This window comes from Halomonas llamarensis, from assembly GCF_023555005.1.
Taxonomy (GTDB): Bacteria; Pseudomonadota; Gammaproteobacteria; order Pseudomonadales; family Halomonadaceae; genus Vreelandella; species Vreelandella llamarensis.
In genome coordinates, this window is the sequence record NZ_JAMJPJ010000018.1 from 18,162 (window position 1) to 40,133 (window position 21,972).

Below are 21,972 nucleotides of genomic sequence, written 5' to 3' on the forward strand. Positions count from 1 at the left end.
GAGATGATGGAGCAACTCACCAGCGAATTTATCACTGTCAATCAGTCTGCCCTGCACCTGGCTCTGGCGCTTTTGCTTGGCACGCTGATTGGGATAGAACGCGGCTGGGTCGCGCGCGAAAAAAGCGCTGGGTCGCGTGTAGCGGGGGTTCGCACCCATGCGCTGGTAGGGCTTCTGGGTGGGGTTTCAGGGCTTCTCGCCGAAACACTGACACCTTGGGCTTTCCCCTTGATGTTTCTCGCGATTGCCTTGATCGCGCTGGTGGGATGGCGTGAACAAATGGTACGAAGCGGTGATGTGAGCATCACCGGCCTGATCGGCCTTTTGCTTGCTTTCTCGTTTGGGGCGATGGCCGTTGCCGTCAGCCCGGCGCTTGCAACCGCTTGCGCCGTGGTAACCGCTGTGATTTTGGATAACAAGCGCGAGATACACGGTTTGCTCGACAAACTCCAATCTCATGAGCTAGACGCCGCACTAAAACTCCTGCTGATTTCAGCGGTCATGCTGCCACTTTTGCCAAATGAAGGCATGGGGCCGGGCGGTGTGCTCAACCCTTACGCGCTATGGTGGATGGTGGTGATGATTGCCACGATTTCCTTTGTCGGTTACTTCGCTATCCGCGTTGGTGGTGCGGAAAAAGGCATCCTTTTCACCGGGCTATTTGCCGGGCTCTCCTCTTCGACGGCATTGACGCTGCATTATGCCCGGCAGTCGCGTTTGGATACCGCGCTTAGCCCTCTGCTGGCCTCGGGTATTTTAATTGCGTGCGGCACCATGTTTCCCCGTATCTTGATCTACGCTGCCATTGTCCACCCAGCACTAATCCCGCCTCTTATTTTACCGGTCACATTAATGGCGCTGAGCCTTTACCTTCCGGCGCTAATTATCTGGCACCGCCAGCGCCAGCGCAGCCCAATCGATAGCCCAAAACTCAATCAAAACCCGCTGGAGCTGCGGACCGCGCTTATGTTCGGCGCCCTACTTACGGTGATAATGCTGCTAGGCAAGTGGTTACGCGAATGGCTCGGCGATACCGGCGTCTATCTACTCGCTACAGTGTCAGGCATCGCCGATGTCGATGCCATCACGCTATCGCTGACACGTATGTCGCAAGACAGCCTGAGCATCGCCAGCGCTGTCTTAGGCATTATCATTGCCGCGTCTGTCAACAATTTGGTTAAAGGAGGCATGGCGGCGAGTTTCGGCACCCGTGCGCTCGGGCTACGCATTGCCTTACCGATGCTGGCGTCTGTCACACTCGGCGCCTTGAGTGCTTGGGGAGTCGCGCTTCTTTAGAAGTGGGCGACACAACAATAGTATATAGCTATTAAAACAGTGATTAAAAATAAATTGTCGCTATGTCATACATATTCTATAAATGACGTGTGAAGCTGAGGTTCACAACAGATATTGTTACAAGCGTGACTTAATATGAAAGAGAGAGTGGAGGAGCATATGAGCGAACATACAGGTAAGTGCCCAGTGATGCACGGTGGCAACACATCCGAGAGCAAATCCCACATTGACTGGTGGCCAGAAGCCCTCAATCTGGACATCCTTCACCAACACGACCGTAAGACAAACCCATTGGGTGAAGACTTCAACTACCGTGAAGAAGTTAAAAAACTCGACTTCGACGCGCTTAAGCAAGACGTTCACGCCTTAATGACCGACAGCCAAGACTGGTGGCCCGCTGATTGGGGTCACTATGGTGGTCTGATGATCCGTATGACTTGGCACGCAGCCGGTACGTACCGTATCGCGGATGGCCGTGGCGGCGGCGCGACGGGCAACCAACGTTTCGCGCCGATCAACAGCTGGCCGGATAACGTAAGCCTGGATAAGGCACGTCGTCTACTGTGGCCGATTAAGAAAAAGTACGGCAACAAAATTAGCTGGGCAGACTTGATTATTCTGGCTGGCAATGTCGCCTACGAATCCATGGGCTTGAAGACTTTCGGGTTTTCTTTTGGTCGCGAAGACATCTGGCATCCGGAAAAAGATATTTACTGGGGAGCAGAAAAAGAGTGGTTGGCTCCTTCTGATGAGCGCTACGGCGACGTCGACAAACCGGACACCATGGAAAATCCGCTAGCCGCGGTTCAGATGGGCTTGATTTACGTCAACCCAGAAGGTGTGAACGGCGTCTCCGATCCGCAAAAGACCGCCGATCAAGTACGTGAAACCTTCGCCCGCATGGCGATGAACGACGAAGAAACTGCCGCGCTAACAGCCGGTGGTCACACCGTGGGTAAGTGCCACGGTAACGGCGACGCTGAAGCGCTCGGCCCAGAGCCCGAAGCCGCTGGCGTTGAAGCGCAAGGCATGGGGTGGTCTAACCCGAATGGCAGCGGTAAAGGTCGTGACACCGTCACTTCTGGTATCGAAGGCGCCTGGACGACCCATCCGACCAAATTCGATATGGGTTACTTCGACCTGCTGTTCGGTTACGAATGGGAGCTTACCAAGAGCCCCGCGGGCGCCTCGCAGTGGGAACCGGTCAACATGAAGGAAGAAGACAAGCCGGTAGATGTCGAAGACATGACCACGCGTCTGAACCCGATCATGACCGATGCCGACATGGCCATGAAGATTGACCCAAGCTATAAAGCAATTTGCGAAAAGTTCATGGCAGATCCGGCGTATTTTGAAGACTGCTTCGCCCGCGCTTGGTTTAAGCTGATCCACCGCGATCTTGGTCCGAAAGAACGTTATATCGGCCCGGAAGCCCCGTCTGAAGACTTAATCTGGCAAGACCCGGTGCCAGCCGGCAGCACCGATTACGGAGAGGAAGTGGTAAAAGCGCAAATCGCGAATAGTGGCTTGAGCATCAGCGAGATGGTTTCCACCGCTTGGGATAGTGCGCGCACTTTCCGCGGCTCGGATATGCGTGGTGGCGCCAACGGTGCACGCATTCGTCTAGCCCCGCAGAAGGACTGGGAAGGCAACGAGCCGGACCGTCTGGCCAAGGTTTTGAAAGTTTACGAAAAAATTGCCGCCGACAACGGCGCCAGTGTTGCTGACATCATCGTGCTCGCTGGTAGTGTCGGTATTGAGCAGGCAGCGAAAGCCGCCGGTCACCACGTCCTAGTACCGTTCACACCAGGCCGTGGCGATGCCACCGACGCGATGACCGACGCCGACTCTTTCGAACCGCTGGAACCGTTAGCCGATGGCTTCCGTAATTGGCAAAAGAAAGATTACATTGTTAAACCGGAAGAGATGTTGCTCGACCGCGCTCAGCTAATGGGCCTGACCGCTCCTGAGATGACGGTATTGATCGGCGGCATGCGGATGCTCGGCGCCAACCACGGCGGCACCAAGCACGGCGTTTTCACTGACCGTGAAGGCCAGCTGACCAATGACTTCTTTGTTAACTTGACCGATATGGATAACACCTGGAAGCCAGCGGGTAACAACACCTACGAAGTACGTGATCGCAAAACCGATCAGGTAAAATGGACGGCCAGCCGCATTGACTTGGTATTTGGCTCCAATTCGATCCTGCGTTCTTACGCTGAGGTGTACGCTCAGGACGACAATGCAGAGAAATTCGTTCAAGACTTCATCGCCGCATGGACCAAAGTGATGAACGCTGACCGTTTTGATCTAGAGAAATTTCAAAACGCGTAATTAAGCGCACCACTTAGAGTTAGAGCGAAAAAACCCTCGCTACGTAAACCGCGCCTTTTATGAGGCGCGGTTTTTTAAGCATACTCGCAATGACCATATTCCCAATACCGCTCGCTAGGCTAAGTCGGTCGCTACCGGTGGTGTACAAATAACGCAACGATCACGCCCGCTATTTTTCGCTTGATAAAGCGCCTCATCGGCTTTTATGAGCAATTGTTTGGGGTCTTGAGCATGATCCGGATAGGTCGCCACGCCACAGGAAAGTGTCAGTGACTCAATCAACTGACCTTCATAACGAAACTCATAATGCCGCACTATTTCCAGCAGTGCGTTCGCGCGAGCTTCAGCATTTTGCATGGAAACACCCGGCAGCAGCGCCACAAATTCCTCGCCCCCCAACCGGCACACCGCATCCGCCCCGCGAAAGTGATGTTTAAGTAACCCCGCCACATCCGTTAACACCGCATCGCCTGCATCGTGACCAAGCGTGTCGTTAATACGTTTGAAGTGATCTAAGTCCAACATCAAAAGTGACAGCCTTTCACCATGACGCTCAGCGCGGCGAAACTCATGATCAAGCAAACTATCAAAGTGGCGTCGGTTACTTAGCCCGGTCAGCGAATCTTGAATTGAAAGTTCTTTCAGTTCATTCACGAGCCTATCGAGCTCAGCCGTGCGCGCAAAGACTTTTGCTTCCAGTGTTTGATTGAGAGAGGCTAATTGTCGCTGTGTCTCACGATAGTGCCAAAGTGATATGCCGACAATGGCGATAGAAAACGCTAACGTGCCGACGCTTAGCGGCACAATGCGCCAAAAGACAAAGCCATGCGCAACTAGCATATCCACCCAGAGAAGCAGCGCAAAAAGAGAAAAGCTCAGCACCAGCAATCGCTGCTCTAAGCCCATGCAGCTAAAACGACGCAGGGCAATCAACAGCATGAGCGGAAGCGTCACGGCTAATAATAGATCGAAAACGGGGAATGTCAGCGACAAACTGACCGCGCCTGCTTTCACCAAACCAATAGCAGCCACTAGGTAAACAAGATGCAGTTGCCACAAGCGCGCCATCCAGCGCCGCGAACGTCCTTCCAACCAAAAACTTAGCAATAACCCCATCGCCACTGGCAGCATGTAGTAGCTACTCGCCCGCAGGGTATCCCACGCCATTGCGCCTTCGGCAATTAGCTGGCGTGCCGGTGCTTCAGCGAGCAACATAAGGCCCGCTGAAAGGCTAAATAACGCGATAGCCGCAAAGCCCCGCCGTTCAGGGCCGATAAGCGCAAAAATGCCAGCTAGAATAGCGATAACTAGGCTAAAAGCACTCACCGCCAGAGCCGTTGCCGAGCGCTTGATCACTTTATGAAGGCCGTCGATGCGGTCCATTAGCTGAACCTCACCCCACAAGCCAATGTTGGTGTAATACGAAAAAACACGGATATGCATCGGCTTGCCGGCAAAATCTTCAGGCAGCGCAACCATGTGCCACGGCCAACCGACGAAGTTACCCTTGCCTTCGGCGTCAAATTCGCCGTGTTGATAAATCAGCTCATCGCCGAGGTATATTTGGCCGATCAAATCAATGCTGGTGATATACAGCACCGGGTCGCGCCATTCGCCTTCCGGCAAAAGCGTGCGAAACCAAACATGTTGCTGCCCGCCTCTACCGGGCGGGTTAGAAGGGAAGTTAATCGGCTGCCACGCAGTGGAATTCTCATTCAACCACGCGGGCTTGCCATGCGCCGCCGACTGCGGCGAGTCGCCCCAACGGAACTCCCACGATGCCAGCGGTTCGGAGGGCGCGTCCGCCGCGACGCTGCCACACGACAAAAGCAGCACGACGAACGCCATACACTGCAAAAAGCGAATGCGCATGGTTGCTCCTCAAAATATTGATGAGGAAATCATACGTCAAACTGAGGTAACCCTTAAACGTTTAATCGACTTTTTGCCAGCCATCAAGCGTATAACGCTCTAACCCATCAACCATGCGCCGACACAACCATAACCAGCGGTTTTCGACTAACTGCGCCACCCCCTTTTGGCGAGTTAATACACCCTCAATGGTTTCGCGAGGCGCTTCAATTACTACGGTAAGGCGCAGTGGTTCGTGGTACCACCGTTCGCCATCGTGTAGCGATTGTTCCGGCAAGCCAATGCGTAACTGAGGGCAATTTCCTTCAATCACGCCAATGTGCCCACCCACAACGGAATGCAAGAGCTTATTACCCGCACCGTACAGCAGCGGCGACACCACTGAGGCGTAATATTGCATATTAATCCAATTAGCGACGAGCATCGGTGCGGTCATTAAGGCTTCAAGCGTTGTCCCGTCAGGATCTTGGTCGCTGTGATATTCATGTAGGAACACACGCCCATCCAGTTGCTTGCCGCGACTAACCGCTCTGGGAGCCAACAGAAGCGCGGCATTGTTCGCCAACCCCCACTCTGGGCGAGGCTGCGCCCAATCCGCCCCTCGCTGAGATAACCGGGTCAAGCGAGCGTCATGGCCATCAACATGAACGCCTAATTCGATGGCCCGCTCTTGCCGAGTGGCTTGAGACGCCGAATCCAACACCACTTTAAACTGCTGTATCTCGGACACAAGCGACGCAGGAACAGCCTCTGTATCCAGTAACATAACCTGATCGGTCGTGGTGCAGTGCGTTGCTGCCACGACATGGGTGGTGACAGGTAATTCAAAGCCGCGCTCAGCCAACTCTTCACGCACGCTCGGATCATTGAGAAGCTGCGCAGCAAGCCGAGCATTTAGTCCACCGCCTTGCCCACCGCAGGCACCACAGGCGAGCCCCGCATGATGCGGGTTGTTATCGCTTTTTGCGTCGTGCCCGACAAGCACCACTAACGGTGCCACCTTGCCTTTCAGACCCAAATTCGTTATTAGCGCTTCGGCAAGGATACGTTTTTCTGCTGCTGACAGCGGCTCACCCTCGTAAACGTGGTAAAGCCCTTGGCTAGAGGGTACCACCGTTGATGGCGCTTTTTTATTCAAGCTATCTTTAATTAACTTCCATCCCCAAACCAGCCCCGTGGTTTCTACCATCGTAAAGGTGGAAAATGCCGAGTATTTGGCATGCCGCACGCTTTGACGGGCCGCTTCTTGCTGATAACGAAGCCGGTGAAGAAGCGCATGAGGCGAGGTCTCTTCACTGTGAAAGCGCGGCGTCAAAAGCCCTGGGGAAAGCGACAAAGGCCGCTCGGGTCCTGACGGGTGATGTTTTATCGGCAAGCCAAAAAAACCTGCTACACCGAGCGTTTCAATGTCGGGCGAGAGATGCTCGATATGTCGGCGCAATCGCTCGGAGCGAACATCTATACAAAAAGCTGCCTGCACTTTAGGGGCTGTCTCAGTCGATACCGGCGGCGTGGCCAAGATAGCGGACAAGCGGCGCTGGTAACCGATTTCATACGCTCGCTGCCAGCACCATCTCGCTTCAACGTCACTATCAATCGGTTGATCTCGCGCTTCCCACTGGGTCTGCCACGCCTTGCGCTGCGTGGGGGCAATCTGCGCTAACCGGTCGACGCCCAACCATTCCCAAGCGAGCAAAATCGCCGCTAGCTCCTTTATGCCCGCCTGACCAGAAGCCGCAGGCGTATGCCACGCTAACCCCTGACACCAGGAGGCCCAGCCATTAACGCGCAGCAGCAACGTATGCATTAGCGTTTCAAGTCCATCAGGCGATAAGCCTAACCGGTGAATCACGAAACCAATGGCTGGTTCAGCGCCATCAGGCAAAATATCTAATGGCGAGCGCAGCTCGGCAGGCCAGCGACGATCATAACGAGTCAGAGCCTTCCAGTCGCTGAACAGCGACTCGGCCTGCGCCGTGTCCCAGCGCTGTTGATGGCGATCAAAAAAGCGCGAACAGGTGTCGGCAACTTGATCGAACACACTGCACGGCGCCATGATCGGCATAAAATCCCAGGCACTTTGATAGCATGGTGCAGGCGTTGACTCTCGCGCGAGATGCGCTAACAGCGATGCTTCGTGGTAGGTTTTACCGTTTTCCTCAACCGCACCGCGTAAATCACGGCGTTGAATACGCCCGCTCTCCCAGGCGTCCAGATAAAACGCGCTAGGCATGGTTAGGTGCACCCCCGCGCGTTCAGCAAGCTCACCCTCGGCCTGCTCAACGGGAAGGTGCTTCATTCCCCACCACGGGTTTACCGCAATCCATTGATCCAACGGCCAGACCGGCGCGATTTTTTCTGCGGCGCTATCCAGCGCGTCGCGGTGCTTTTGAGAGACCATTCGCGTCTCGGAGGTCAGCGTTGCAGGTGCACTCATGAAGATTCTCCTTCAACATAAGAGGTCTTGGTGACAATGCCTTGAGTCGCACGACGGCCAGGCGTTAACCCCTCTAGCCAGCGCTGAAGCGACACATCGAGATAAAGCCCATAACTGAAATGCAACCGCCAGCGCGCTACGCGCGGATGAGTCGGCCACAACGTCACGAGGGTCGCGAGACTAGCCAACACCACTAGCACCCCACCACCAATCACACCGGTGACCCAATGGAAAGGCGCCGATGGCTGTGGCAGTGTGGGCGAAAGCAGTACGTGAAGGACGGCGTAGATCGGCAACAAGGACAATGCCAACAAGCAAAGCGTCAAACGCCGTACCAGCGGCAACCCTGCTGGCATCCCCAGCAGCGCCCCTCCTATCGCCATCACCAGTAAAGCGCCCAAGACGGGGTTATGACTCACTAGCGAAGGCCAAAGCCCAAGCACGGCAACCGCTATGACGGCGGTAACGCTTGCCATCCACACCCGGTGCGGCAGACTTGCCAGCGTTAAGCTTGAGCAGCGAGCCGCCCTCACCGTACGACCCGAGGCTAAAAAGGAGTGCGCTTTATATAGTGAGTGGGCAAGCAAGTGGGCCAGCGCCAAGGTATAAGCGCCCAGCCCAATTTCAAACAACATAAAGCCCATCTGCGCGCACGTTGACCAGGCCAGTGCGTGCTTGACGGACGTTTGAGTCAGCATGGTCAAAACCGCCACCACCGCCGTGATGCCGCCTACCAGAACCAACACACCGTGTCCCATACTCACGCCATCAAACAGCGGGTAAAGACGCAGCCAAATGAAACCGCCCAGGTTAATCACACCCGCATGCAACAACGCTGATACTGGCGTTGGCGCTTCCATTACCTTCATTAGCCAACCATGCAAGGGTAGCTGGGCGCATTTACATAGCGCGGCAAGCGCAAGCGTTACGGAAGCGGCTTGCAGCACCCAGCCACTCTGCTCACCCTGCGCCGCGGCCAAAAGCTCAGGAAGCTGAAAGCTACCGTAATGGTAGTAAAGCAATCCCACGGTGATAATCAGCGCCACATCTCCTAAGCGACTCACAATAAACTTCTGCCACGCCGCCTGCTGGGCTTCGCGTCGTTCAGGATAAAGTGTTAGCAAATGGTGAAGTGCTACGCTGACGCTGATCCACGCCATCAGCATTACGAGCAGATGATGGGTAAAGACCAGCAGCATTACGCTTGCTAGCACCACCAAGCACCAGGGTAAAAATCGCGCTTGGCCGCGATCACCATGAAGATAGCGCTGTGCAAAACGTAACAAGACCGTGCCCAAAAAACTGATCAAAAGCGCCATCCATACCGCTAACCCATCTGGGTATAGGCCCAGTGGCAATGCCACCTCGGGTAGCCCCGTGGCGACACCCATCGTACCCAAAATGAGTAAGCCACCAATCAGTGCGCTGGCGATAAAAGCGGCACTCATTAATGCTTGGCCAGCGTGCCAAAAGCGCTGCTGGCGCTTCGGGGATATGTTCCCTGCGCTCAACCCGGCAAGGGCCAGCAACGCAAGAGGTAGCACCAGCCACACCAGAAGAGCAGCAAACACCGTGCTTTCCAACAACGTCGACATCTCGTCACTCCTTAATTTTTTTCATGGCGCTACTATGCCGACCTATTTACGTTATGAAAAATAGTTTATAACGATACTATCGTTCTTTTAAAAAGAACAAATATCCAAGCACTGGTACACTATGAAGCTCAACTATCACCACCTTTACTACTTTTGGCAGGTAGCCAAATCTGGCCACTTAACCCGAACCGCAGAAGCGTTACACGTTTCGCAGTCCTCACTGTCGCATCAGATACGTCAGCTAGAGGCACGGTTAGGGCAAACGCTTTTTCTGCGTGAAGGCCGACGTTTGGTGTTATCCGAGGCAGGTCGGCTCGCTTACGACTACGCCGATGCAATTTTTCGCCAAGGTGAAGAACTTACCGCCCTCTTTGCGGAAGGTGGGCATGCGCATAGGGAGGTCGTGCGCGTAGGCGCTGTCGCAACGCTATCTCGCAATTTTCAGGAAGGCTTTTTGCATCCGCTGCTGGATCGCGATGACCTCGAACTCAGTCTGCAAAGCGGAAGCATGGATGATTTACTACGACGGCTTTCTGGACATCAGCTCGATATCGTGCTCGCCAACCAGCCGGTCCATGGTGATGAACAGCACCCGTGGCGCTGCAAACGTCTAGCACGCCAGTCAGTTAGCTTGATTGGCACGTCGCGGTTATCTCCTGCCCCCGCGTTTCCCAATGGGCTCAACAAGCGTGGTGTGATTGTGCCCGGCCCGGAAAATGCCATACGTCATGCATTTGAGCAGCTTTGCGAATACCACCGCTTAACGGTGAACATTATTGCCGAAGTCGACGACATGGCCATGATGCGCTTGTTAACACGCGATACTCACCATATTGCCGTTATGCCGCCTGTCGTGGTGCGCGACGAACTCCGGGCGGAAACCTTAAAAGATTTCGGTGCCTTACCCGGTGTATTCGAAGAGTTCTACGCCATCACCATTCGCCGCCAGTTTGAATCACCCAGCGTAAAAACGCTGTTGGATCAATCCAGCGACGCGCTACTCGAAAACACGCTGCAGCGGTGAGGAGATCACTGACGATTGCGATATACTTTGCCGCATCGCACACTGATTATTAGGCGTTTTATCAACGTCGGTTTTCGCTACTCTGTCCGCGTTGCCATCGGTTTTCACCCGAGAGCTGACCGACACCGCGGCCACACTCGTGCGAAAAAACCTTTACACTACTTAGTACCGATAACCCCGCTAATGAAGGGCAGCAACGGTGGCTGGCGCGCGCCATTGAGCGACGTTTCCAGCGCCGTAGTCAGCTGTTCGCAACACGACCCAACACGTTTTCCCCTTGCGACATACAATGTCGCGCTGTGGCGTTAAAATGACGTAAATGAGCAAGACAGGAGACCGCCATGCAGTGGGGACAAGTACTCGATGTGACGTCACCTGCGTCCACCTATGAGCACCAAGACCCCGAAGAGCGTCTGTTCGCCCAATTGATCACCGCACGCATGGTGATGTTTCAGGGCAAGGATAGTTCGCTGGATGACGAGGATTGGCAAAGCCTATTCGGCTGGTTAGGTATCACAATACCCAAAAGCGCCGAGAACAGTCGCCGCTATAGCGATTATGCCCCGGCGCTCAAGCGCTGGTGGAAACGCGCTACCGCTGAGCTTGACCCGGATACCCCGGTCACCGGCACGATCATCACACTTTGCGGGCACGTAGCCGAGTTGCTTCAGCTAAATCCGTTAGAGCGTGAATTATTGACCCTGACGTGGCTTCGTCTGCGCCACCCCAACATGAACCCGATCCTGACGTGCGTGGAAGACACCCGCGCCAAAAAGCTTTTAGCACAGCTAACCGGGTACGGCAGCGACGAAGTGCACCTTGGGCTACAGGAGCGTGGCCGCTTGAAAATGCTGGGGCTCATGTCCCACAACAAAAATTACCGCCCGCTGGATCTCGATGACACCCTCTCGGCAGGGCCAATGCTGCGAAGCCTCGCCCCGCTGGTGAACAAAGATGTGGCCACGCTTTCTTCAACCGCGCTGCGCGGTTTTATCGCCGAACGCTTAATGAGCCTGTGCCCGACCCAGCCAGCGGGCACCTTTTCGCTTGCCAGTTTCGATGCCGTACCGCTGCGCCAGCTAGCGGTCGATTACCTGCGTCACGCGCTAGACACCCACCAAGCTGGCGCCAATGTGTTGATCTACGGCGCCCCTGGCGTGGGCAAGACCGAACTGGTCAAAACCCTCGCATCGCAGCTGGGCGTGTCGTTATATGGCGTGCCGGTGGTAGATCAAGACGATGACGTACTGACCCCAAGCAAACGCCTAAGCCGCTACCAGGTGGTGCAGAAGTTAATCGATCAGCGTCCGGGGCTGGTGATGTTCGATGAGATCGAAGACGTGATCAACGACGAAGAGGCACTACCCAAGGGGTGGATGAACCAGCTCTTGGAGAACAACCCCAAGCCAGGGCTCTGGGTGAGCAACAGCGTGTATTGGCTCGACCCCGCGTACCTGCGCCGTTTTGACATGATCATCGAGGTGAAAGCCCAGCACGGCGAGCAGGCCAAGGCTCATTACCATGAGTTGCTTGATGAACTGCCGGTGACCCCCCAAGGGCGCCAGCTCTTGGCTGCCCAGCCGTGGATGACGCCAGCGGCCGCTCAGCAACTGTGCCGATTGGGAACCTTGTTCAACCCGCGCACGCCACAGCGCAATGAGCAGCATATCGACACGCTAATGACACACCGCTTGCACGCTTTAGGCGAAGCAAGCACGCGCGCCCTACCGGATACCTCCCTACCCGCCGGGCCGAGCATGCCCGACTACCGCATTGAATGGCTCAATACTCGCCCCGGGCTTGAGAGCATCGTGCAGCGGCTGACCCGCCGCCAGCGCGGGCGTTTGTGCCTGCACGGGCTACCCGGCAGCGGCAAGACCGCGCTGGCCAAACACCTTGCCAAGCGGTTGGATCGGGAACTGATCACCGCCCACGCCAGCAGCCTGTTGGATAAGTTCGTCGGTGGCACAGAGGGAAAACTCGCCGCACTCTTCCAGCAAGCGCGCGAGAAGAAGGCCGTGCTGCTGCTTGACGAGGTGGATACGCTACTGATGCAGCGCGATAACGGCATGCAAAGCTGGGAAATTTCACACACCAACGAACTCTTGGTACAGATCGAAAATTTCGACGGCATTTTGCTGGCCACCACCAACCGCGCGGATAGCCTCGACCGCGCCGTGATGCGCCGCTTTGATCTCAAAGTCGAATTTTTGCCGCTAGACCCCGAGCCGCTGCGAGATTTGCTCAAAGCCGTGCTGCCCGAGCGCGACCATCATCGCCTGGCGACCATTCCCACGAGTCACTTGGCTCAGCGTCGTATCACCCCAGGCAACGTGCGCACCGCGCTGGATCAACTCGATCTGCGAGGCCTGCCCATCCGCTTGAGCACGCTGATGGACGCCCTCACCTTGGAAGAGCGCGAACAGCACGGCAAGCGCCAACCGATTGGGTTTGTGTAAGAGGCCACGATATGAATCATTTGCAACGCGACATCCAGCGCTGCCCCCGCGTCGCCGTATACGGCACCCTCAAACGGGGCTATCGCAATCACTACTGGCTGGAGGGCGCCGCCCTACTCGGCCAAGACCGCTTGAGCACCATTACGCTGTATGATCTTGGCCCCTACCCTGGGGCCAAAAAAGAAGCCTCCCACGGTGCGGTGATTGAGGTTTACGCAATCACCCCCGAGCAGCTGGCTTTGCTTGACCAACTAGAAGACTATATCGCGCATGCCCCGCACACAGGGGTTTACGACCGTGCCATCTTTCCTACCCAGCACGGTCAGGCGTGGTGCTATCTCTACAACGCGGATGTCGAAGGCGCCGTGCGCATAGACAGTGGTGAGTGGTGAGCTCATCGCCCATGCCTTGCCTTGTGGATACGTTACAGCACCATGGCAGCTACCCAGCCAAAGGCAATCAGCGGGATGTTGTAGTGCAAAAAGGTCGGCACAACGCTGTCCCAGATATGGTCGTGCTGGCCATCGGCATTGAGACCGGCGGTTGGGCCAAGCGTGGAATCAGAGGCGGGTGAGCCTGCATCGCCCAAGGCAGCGGCGGTACCTACCAGTGCCACGGTCGCCAGTGGTGAAAAGCCAAAACTCAGCGCAAGCGGTACGTAAAGTGAGGCGATGATAGGAATCGTCGAGAAAGAGGAGCCAATGCCCATGGTGATAAACAGGCCTACTAGTAGCATAACCAGGGCTGCCAAGCCTTTGTTATCACCAATTACCTCCGTGGAGCTAGTGACTAGCGCTTCGACTTCACCGCTGGCCTGCATCACACTGGCGAAGCCCGCCGCGGTAATCATAATGAACCCGACCAGCGCCATCATCCGCATACCTTCGGTAAAGATGCCGTCCTGTTCATGCCAGCGAAAAACACCACTGAGTGAAAGCAAGGCGAAACCAAATATACCCCCCAATACCATTGAGCCGGTATAAAGCTGAACCGCAACCGTTCCCACGAGTGCTATCGCCAGCACAGCTTTTTGCCAACCTTTTAAATGCTGGGCCGCTTCTGCCGGGTTCTCATCACCTTTAATGAGGTCACGGTCTTGGTAGTTGCGGCCTTTGCGATAGCTAAACAACACGGCAACCGCAAGACCCAGCGCCATACCGCCGATGGGAATCACCATCGCCATCGGCACCATACCACGGGTGATTTCCAGCCCAAATTCGGCACCACTTTCGTTGAGGTTAGTGAGCAAAATGTCGTTGAGAAAGATAGCGCCGAAGCCTACCGGCAGTAGCATATACGGAGCGGTAATGCCGAAGGTAATCACGCAGGCCACGAGTCGGCGGTCGAGTTGAAGATGGTTCATCAGTTTCAGTAACGGCGGTACCAGTACCGGAATGAAGGCAATATGCACGGGGATAAGGTTCTGAGAACTGACGGCGGCAGCCAGCAAAGCTGCCAACAGTGTATACGTCACCGTCCGACGACTGCTGCCAGAATCATCAACATGAAAACGCGCAATGGCACGATTTGCCATCACTTCGGTAATGCCCGAGCGTGAAAGCGCGACGGCAAAGGCGCCCAATACGGCATAGGCCAGGGCCACAGTGGCACCGTTACCAAGGCCGTCGTTAAAGGCATCGAGAATGTCGTTGATGGGCATGCCCGCATAAAGCCCACCGACTAATGTGGCGACAATTAAAGCGAAGACAACGGAAACCCGAGCAAGGCTTAGGCTGACCATCACTAAAATGGCCAAAACGATAGCATTCATGGAAATTACTCTTGTCGTTGAAATTGAATGCGATGAATCCCCGCAGCACAACCTGCGGGGGGAGAAAGTGTGACTTAGTGCTGGCTTGGCAACGTACCAGGCCGAAGCAAATGGCTCAGCGTTCTAGCGGCTAATAGGTCGCTGGCGGCTTCAATGTCTGGGGCAAAGAAGCGGTCTTGTTCGTAGTGGGTGACATGCTCACGCAGCAGCTGCTTGGCTTGCTCCAGCGGCGCGGAGGTGGTTAAGCCGTGGCGCATGTCGAGCCCCTGGCAGGCGCTTAGCCATTCAATGGCAAGAATGCCACGCACGTTATCGGCCATTTCCCATAGCCGTTTGCCCGCCGCCGGGGCCATGGAAACGTGATCTTCCTGGTTGGCGGAGGTGGGCAGGCTGTCCACGCTATGCGGATGCGCTAGGGCTTTGTTTTCGCTGGCAAGGGCGGCTGCCGTCACCTGAGCGATCATAAACCCAGAATTGACACCGCCTTTTTCGACCAGGAAGGGCGGCAGCTGGGACATGTGCTTGTCCATCATCAAGGAGATGCGTCGTTCCGCCAACGCGCCGATCTCGGCAATCGCCAAGGCCAAGTTATCAGCGACCATGGCCACCGGTTCGGCATGGAAGTTGCCGCCAGAGATAATGTCATCGCCATCCACAAACACCAGAGGGTTGTCGGAGACAGCGTTGATTTCCGTAGCCAACACCTCGGCAACATGACGCATCTGCGTCAACGCAGCGCCCATCACCTGCGGCTGGCAGCGCAGCGAGTATGGGTCTTGCACTCTGTCACAGTTGGCATGGGAGTCACCGATGTCGCTAGTTGCGCCAAGTAGGTGGCGATAAGCGGCGGCCGCGTCGATCTGGCCGCGCTGGCCACGTACCTCATGAATGCGGGCATCGAACGGCGAGCGCGAACCTAGCGTGGCTTCAACCGTCAGGGAGCCACAAACCGTGGCGGCGGCATACAGGTCTTCGGCATCGAACAGGCCACGTAGCGCGTAAGCGGTTGACACCTGGGTGCCGTTGAGCAGTGCCAAGCCCTCTTTCGGGGCTAGTGCAATCGGGCTAAGACCGGCGACTTTTAGCGCTTCATCGGCACTGAGCCATTCGCCTTTGTGGCGCGCTTTGCCTTCACCGATCAACACCACACTCATATGAGCCAGCGGCGCCAAGTCACCGGAGGCACCCACTGAGCCTTTTAGCGGAATATGCGGATACACCTCGGCGTTGATCAGGGCGATCAATGCATCGAGGACTTCTCGGCGAATGCCGGAAAAGCCCCGTGCCAGGCTATTAACCTTAAGCACCATGATGAGGCGTACCAGGTTGTCATCCATCGCAGCACCCACGCCAGTGGCGTGGGAAAGCACCAGCGAGCGCTGCAGTGCTTCCAGGTCTTCATCCGCGATACGCGTTTGAGCAAGCAGCCCAAACCCGGTGTTAATACCGTAGACCGTGCGGTTTTCGTCGACCACGCGGTTGACGCAATCAACGCTCTTTTGAATCGCCTCGTCGGCACTGCTTAGCAAGCTAACCGTGACCGGTGATTGAAAGACCTGGCGCGCCTGCGCCAGTGTCATGTTGCCGGGCTGAATGTCGAGATGAGCCATTATTAATGCTCCTTATAGTTGTTGGATTAGTTGTTGAATATCTAGCTGTTGAATGTCTAGTTGTTCAGCATCGGCAAATCGAGGTCGTTTTCACGGGCAGAGTCTTTGGCAATCTCATAGCCAGCATCCGCGTGGCGCATAACGCCAGTACCCGGGTCGTTACGCAGCACGCGGCCAAGTCGTGCGTGGGCATCATCGGTGCCGTCGGCGACAATCACCACCCCTGAGTGCTGGGAATAACCCATGCCGACACCGCCACCGTGGTGAAGTGACACCCACGTGGCACCACCGGCAGTGTTAAGCAGGGCATTCAACAGTGGCCAGTCGGAGACGGCGTCGGAGCCATCCATCATCGACTCGGTCTCGCGGTTGGGGCTTGCCACAGAGCCGGAATCCAGGTGATCACGGCCGATAACCACGGGGGCTTTAAGCTCACCGTTTTTGACCATCTCGTTGAAGGCTTGGCCAAGGCGAGCGCGATCTTTCAGGCCGACCCAGCAGATACGTGCAGGAAGACCTTGGAAGCTAATGCGCTCACGGGCCATATCCAGCCAGTTGTGCAGATGTGGGTCGTCGGGAATCAGCTCTTTGACCTTCTGGTCGGTCTTGTAAATATCTTCTGGGTCGCCGGAAAGCGCCGCCCAGCGGAAGGGGCCAACCCCCTGGCAGAACAAGGGGCGAATATAGGCCGGTACAAAGCCTGGGAAATCGAAGGCATTAGTTACGCCTTCTTCTTGGGCCATCTGGCGAATATTGTTGCCATAGTCAAACGTCGGCACGCCCATTTTCTGGAAGTCGAGCATGGCTTGTACATGCACTGCCATCGATTGCTTGGCCGCTTTGACGGTGGCTTGTGGCTCGGATTTGCCACGGGTGACGTACTCATCCCAGGTCCAGCCCGCTGGCAGGTAGCCGTGTAGCGGATCGTGGGCGCTGGTTTGATCAGTCACCATGTCGGGTTTCACGCCACGTTTCACCAGTTCGGGCAATACATCCGCCGCGTTCGCGCACAGGCCAATCGAGACGGCTTTGCCTTCGGCGGTGTAGCGTTCGATGCGCGCTAACGCATCGTCGATATCGTTTGCTTGCTCGTCTAGATAGCGCGTACGCAGGCGGAAATCGATGCTGGTTTGCTGGCACTCGATGTTCAACGAGCAGGCACCGGCCAGGGTAGCCGCGAGCGGTTGAGCGCCGCCCATGCCACCGAGACCTGCGGTGAGAACCCAGCGGCCTGTCAGGTTGCCATCAAAGTGTTGGCGGCCCGCTTCCACAAAGGTTTCGTAAGTGCCCTGGACAATGCCTTGAGAGCCGATGTAAATCCATGAACCGGCGGTCATCTGGCCATACATCATCAGGCCTTTGCGATCCAACTCGTTGAAGTGTTCCCAGTTAGCCCAGGCAGGTACCAGGTTGGAGTTAGCGATGAGCACCCGCGGGGCGTCTTTATGGGTTTCAAAGACACCTACCGGTTTGCCGGATTGCACCAGCAAGGTTTGCGTGTCTTCCAGGCGCTTTAGCGTCTCGACGATTTTGTCGTAGCACTCCCAGTCACGCGCGGCGCGGCCAATGCCGCCATACACCACCAGATCCTCGGGGCGTTCCGCCACGTCAGGGTGAAGGTTGTTCATCAGCATGCGCATCGGGGCTTCGGTGAGCCAGCTCTTACAGCTAAGCTCGCTACCGGTGGGGGCACCAATCTTACGAGAAGGATCGTGACGTTTATCGTTGGCTAACATGACAAGGTTCCTCTGGTTTGGCGGTTAGTTATTGACTGAGTTGAAAAACAAGCCGAGCCGCCGTGCGGGCGGTACGGCTATCGATATCGTGATCAGGGTTTAGCTCGGCGAGATCGGCTAAGCGGAGCTTGCCGCTGTCGCGGATGATTTCGATCAGCGGTTCAAGCAAAGACAGCGAAACACCCCGAGCGGCGGGGGCGCTGACGCCAGGGGCTTCCCCGGTGGGCAGTACATCCAGGTCAATGCTTAGATAGAGATGATCGCAACGCACCATGAAGCGCTCTAGATCACGCTGAATGCGCTCAAGGTATGCCGGTTGAAAGTCCCGATCTTCGCGGATCATGACACCGAGCTCAGCGGCACGATGAAACAAAGCGCGGGTGTTGGCAGCGCGGCTTACGCCTAAGCAGGCGTAGCGAAACGGCCAGCCGCGTTGGGCGCACTGATCGGCAATTTGCGTAAAGGGGGTGCCCGAAGAACGCACGTGGGAGGGGTCGCGTAAATCGAAGTGGGCATCAAAATTAATAATACCTATACGCGGAGCCCTTTCGCCTTTGTTAGCAAGGTGCTGGGCAAGCCCCAACCAGCTGCCGTAGGCCACCTCATGGCCGCCACCCAGCACAATGGGGAAGTGCTCAGCCTCAAGCAGTGCCGATAATTGATCGGCGAGCTTCTGTTGGGCGGCTTCTAAGGCATCACCTTCGCAGCGTACATTGCCCGCATCATAGGCAGGGCCAGTGCGATGCCAAGCCAGCGGTGCCAGCGCTTTACGCAGTGCCGCTGGGCCTTTTGCAGCGCCAATTCGGCCTTGATTTCTGGCAACACCGGCATCGCTTTCAAAGCCTAATAACGCACAGCCCGGCGCCGCCGTTTGGCTGAGCGGCTGGATCTTTTGATGCCAACGCTCACTGTTGGGTTCTGGATCGGTGCGCCCCGCCCATACTGACATGTCGAGGGCTGTGTCAGTGGCGTTCGTATTGGTGACAGTATTATTGGCCATGAGTAAGCACTCCCTGAAATAAGCGCTGACGAAGGCGCCCAGGCTGTACGGCGTAAGCGAGCTCGGCGGGCGCATCGATATCCCATACGCAGATGTCGACTTCTGCGCCTTCGTGGATGAGCCCTTTACCCGCCAGCCCTAGCGCGGTTGCCCCGTGGGCCGTCATACCCGCCAACGCTTCTTGGGGCGTCATTCGGAATAGCGTGCAGGCCAGGTTGAGCATCAGCGTGGGCATAAACAGCGGGGAGCTACCGGGGTTAGCATCGGTCGCAACGGCCATCGGAACCCCTGCATCACGCAACTCAACGATTGGCGGTTGCTGGGTCTCACGCAAGGTATGGAACGCGCCGGGCAGTATGACCGCCACGCTACCTGCCTCGCGCATGGCAGCGATGCCAGTGGCATCCAGGTATTCAATATGGTCAGCAGATAGCGCCCCGTGGCGAGCGGCCATGGCCGTGCCACCTAGATTCGAGAGTTGCTCGGCGTGAGCCTTAATAGGTAAGCCGTGGGCCTTGGCTGCCTCGAACACGCGCTCGCACTGCGCCACCGAGAAGGCGATCTTTTCGCAGAAAACATCAACGGCATCTGCTAACCCTTCGGCCACTGCGGCGGGGATCATCTCCTGGCAGACCAAATCGATATAGCCGTCGCTGTCATCCTTGTATTCTGGGGGAAGGGCATGAGCGCCCAGCAGTGTAGTGACGACGTTTACTGGCAGCATATCGCCGAGACGGCGCGCGACGCGCAGCATTTTGAGTTCGTCTTTGACGGTAAGTCCGTAGCCAGACTTAATTTCCACCGTGGTGACGCCATCGGCCATCAGGGCTTCAAGGCGTGGTTTCGCGAGCGTTAGCAGCTCATCTTCACTAGCCTCGCGCGTGGCGCGAACGGTGCTGAGAATACCGCCGCCGCGTTTAGCGATCTCCTCATAGCTCGCCCCTTCGAGGCGCGCTTCAAACTCTTCAGCCCGGGAGCCTCCAAATACCAGATGGGTATGGCAGTCCACGAGACCTGGGGTCATCACGCCGCCGCTACCCATTTCTGTGCAGTGATTGGCGAGTTGCTCGTTGAACTCAGCCATGGGCGACAAGGAGATGATATGTGCTCCCTCGGTGATAACAGCCATGGGTTCGGGCAACGTCCGCAAGCCATCGAAGACGTTGATATCGCGCCAGAGGCGACGATCCGTTGCATTCGTCATGAGGAGCTCCTCTCAAAAACCAATTTCAAAGCGTAATGTATATACAATTAAGGTCATTCTGAGCGAACTAGTCAAGGCACCGAGTAAGCAAACGATTGGCGTCGACTTAGTTTTCAGTCAATTAGAAATTTACTTTTTATTTTAAAACAATAAATTATCTTCAAAAAAGCACAGCACAAAGCGTCATCCATTAGACTAATGTCTATTGCTACAGGATAAAAATATCCTTCAACGAGCCCGAATATGTATATACATTAATGGTGAAAGGCTCACTAAAAACAGTCATGCAACAAGAGGCATACTCATGCTCCCCCCCAATAAAACGCCCCACCAGCGGCCCAGTACCGCGCTGATTCTCAAACTGTTCTTGCCAAGCGCACTGGGAATATTGATTTTCTTCGTGCCTGTTGAGATGGGAGGCCGTAGCACTATATTGCTCGATCATATGGTGACCGGCGCTCGTCGCTTGTTAGGAGATGCAAGTGGTTTGTATGCACTGGCGCTGATTGCCTCCGGTGCTGCCTATCCGTTGGTCCGAGGCTACTGGAACCGAAACGTCACCGAGCGTATTTTTACCGCACTAAAATTGCTTGGGGTGATCGCCGCCCTAATGGCTTTGACCGGATGGGGGCCTGCTTTTCTGCATGAACCGGACATGCTCCCTTTCCTGTTTGATAAGCTGGTCATTCCGGTCGGTTTGATCGTTCCTATTGGCGCGATTTTCCTCGCCTTGTTGATCAGCTATGGGTTGCTGGAGCTTATGGGTGTGCTGGTTCAGCCGGTGATGCGCCCCATTTGGCGAACGCCTGGACGCTCGGCAATTGATGCTGTCGCCTCTTTCGTGGGCAGTTACTCTATCGGGCTATTGATTACTAACCGGGTGTATCAGGCTGGGCAATATTCTGCGCGAGAGGCCGCCATTATCGCCACGGGCTTCTCTACCGTATCGGCGACGTTCATGATCATCGTGGCGCGTACGCTGGACTTAATGGCGGTATGGAACGTCTATTTTTGGCTAACGTTGTTGATCACGTTTATCGTCACAGCCGTGACCGTTCGTTTGCCGCCATTATCGCGTATGGATGACAACGCTGAAGATGGCGAACCGGCAGCCGTGCCAGGCAAACGCTTGGTCACTGCGTGGCAGACGGGATTAGCCGTCGCCGACAGGGCACCGGCTTTGCATAAAAGTGTCGCGATTAACTTCAAAGAAGGGCTAGTGATGGCTATCAGCATCCTACCCTCGATCATGTCGGTGGGGTTGCTTGGCTTACTCGCTGCCAAATACACACCGTTATTTGAATGGTTGGGCTGGCTGTTTTATCCCTTCGTGGCGGTGTGGGGCATTGCCGATGCTGCTGCGCTTGCACAAGCATCTGCTGCTGGGCTTGCCGAAATGTTTCTACCGGCGCTGTTAATGGCAGAAGCAGAGTTCGTACCACGTTTTGCCGCAGGCGTTGTATCGGTATCCGCTGTGCTGTTTTTCTCAGCCTCAATCCCTTGCATCCTCTCCACGAGCATTCCGCTTTCCGTGGGGCGAATGTTGGTAGTGTGGTTTATCCGTGTTGCACTAAGCCTGCTGCTCGCCATACCGACGGGGTATTTGGTGCACGCCATGATTGGCTGAGCGC

14 protein-coding genes are annotated in these 21,972 nt (G+C 55.9%); 6 read left to right on the forward strand and 8 right to left on the reverse strand.

The genetic code is table 11. The features are described from left to right. Positions 1-3: 3 nt before the first annotated feature. Positions 4-1,296 carry an MgtC/SapB family protein gene (locus M8006_RS11445; protein WP_250082284.1) on the forward strand — a complete coding sequence of 431 codons (1,293 nt, stop codon included), beginning with the start codon at positions 4-6 and terminating at the stop codon, positions 1,294-1,296. Positions 1,297-1,455: 159 nt separating this feature from the next. Further along, entirely contained in the window at positions 1,456-3,633 is a 2,178-nt protein-coding gene (gene katG, locus M8006_RS11450) for a catalase/peroxidase HPI (RefSeq protein WP_250082286.1), read from the forward strand. Between the two features lie 114 nt (positions 3,634-3,747). Here katG and M8006_RS11455 read toward each other — a convergent pair whose 3' ends face one another. The 3 genes from M8006_RS11455 to M8006_RS11465 form a co-directional block, all read right to left on the reverse strand. Continuing rightward, the gene (locus M8006_RS11455; protein WP_250082287.1) at positions 3,748-5,505 is read right to left on the reverse strand and encodes a GGDEF domain-containing protein; all 1,758 of its coding nucleotides are present in this window, start codon (positions 5,503-5,505) and stop codon (positions 3,748-3,750) included. A gap of 61 nt (positions 5,506-5,566) precedes the next feature. Then, complete coding sequence (locus tag M8006_RS11460) at positions 5,567-7,942, reverse strand: DUF2309 domain-containing protein (RefSeq protein ID WP_250082289.1); 2,376 nt, start codon at positions 7,940-7,942, stop codon at positions 5,567-5,569. Next, entirely contained in the window at positions 7,939-9,537 is a 1,599-nt protein-coding gene (locus M8006_RS11465; RefSeq protein WP_250082290.1) for an NADH-quinone oxidoreductase subunit L, read from the reverse strand. Before M8006_RS11465 ends, M8006_RS11460 begins: the two co-directional genes overlap by 4 nt. A gap of 121 nt (positions 9,538-9,658) precedes the next feature. Here M8006_RS11465 and M8006_RS11470 point away from each other — a divergent pair, with 121 nt between their 5' ends. From M8006_RS11470 to M8006_RS11480, 3 genes are all read left to right on the forward strand, one after another. Next, a complete protein-coding gene (locus M8006_RS11470; RefSeq protein WP_250082292.1) occupies positions 9,659-10,561 on the forward strand; it encodes a LysR family transcriptional regulator in 903 nt (300 codons plus the stop codon). A gap of 341 nt (positions 10,562-10,902) precedes the next feature. Then, positions 10,903-13,020, forward strand: a complete 2,118-nt coding sequence (locus M8006_RS11475; protein WP_250082294.1) for an AAA family ATPase — start codon at positions 10,903-10,905, stop codon at positions 13,018-13,020. A gap of 11 nt (positions 13,021-13,031) precedes the next feature. Beyond that, entirely contained in the window at positions 13,032-13,412 is a 381-nt protein-coding gene (locus tag M8006_RS11480) for a gamma-glutamylcyclotransferase family protein (protein ID WP_250082296.1), read from the forward strand. A gap of 32 nt (positions 13,413-13,444) precedes the next feature. Here the strand turns inward: M8006_RS11480 and M8006_RS11485 are convergent, their stop codons facing one another. The 5 genes from M8006_RS11485 to hutI form a co-directional block, all read right to left on the reverse strand. After that, positions 13,445-14,791, reverse strand: coding sequence for a Na+/H+ antiporter family protein (locus M8006_RS11485; protein WP_250082298.1), 1,347 nt, complete (start codon positions 14,789-14,791; stop codon positions 13,445-13,447). A 74-nt stretch (positions 14,792-14,865) separates the two neighbouring features. Then, entirely contained in the window at positions 14,866-16,401 is a 1,536-nt protein-coding gene (gene hutH, locus M8006_RS11490; protein WP_250082299.1) for a histidine ammonia-lyase, read from the reverse strand. 56 nt (positions 16,402-16,457) lie between these two features. Next, positions 16,458-18,137: a urocanate hydratase gene (gene hutU, locus M8006_RS11495; RefSeq protein WP_250082301.1), complete on the reverse strand. Its 1,680-nt coding sequence runs from the start codon at positions 18,135-18,137 to the stop codon at positions 16,458-16,460. A gap of 28 nt (positions 18,138-18,165) precedes the next feature. After that, positions 18,166-19,137 carry a formimidoylglutamase gene (gene hutG, locus M8006_RS11500; protein WP_250082302.1) on the reverse strand — a complete coding sequence of 324 codons (972 nt, stop codon included), beginning with the start codon at positions 19,135-19,137 and terminating at the stop codon, positions 18,166-18,168. Next, on the reverse strand, positions 19,127-20,341 hold the full coding sequence (gene hutI, locus M8006_RS11505; RefSeq protein ID WP_250082304.1) for an imidazolonepropionase: 1,215 nt from the start codon (positions 20,339-20,341) through the stop codon (positions 19,127-19,129). Before hutI ends, hutG begins: the two co-directional genes overlap by 11 nt. Positions 20,342-20,645: 304 nt before the next feature. Here hutI and M8006_RS11510 point away from each other — a divergent pair, with 304 nt between their 5' ends. Beyond that, positions 20,646-21,968, forward strand: coding sequence for a YjiH family protein (locus M8006_RS11510; RefSeq protein WP_250082306.1), 1,323 nt, complete (start codon positions 20,646-20,648; stop codon positions 21,966-21,968). The last annotated feature ends 4 nt before the right edge of the window (positions 21,969-21,972 follow it).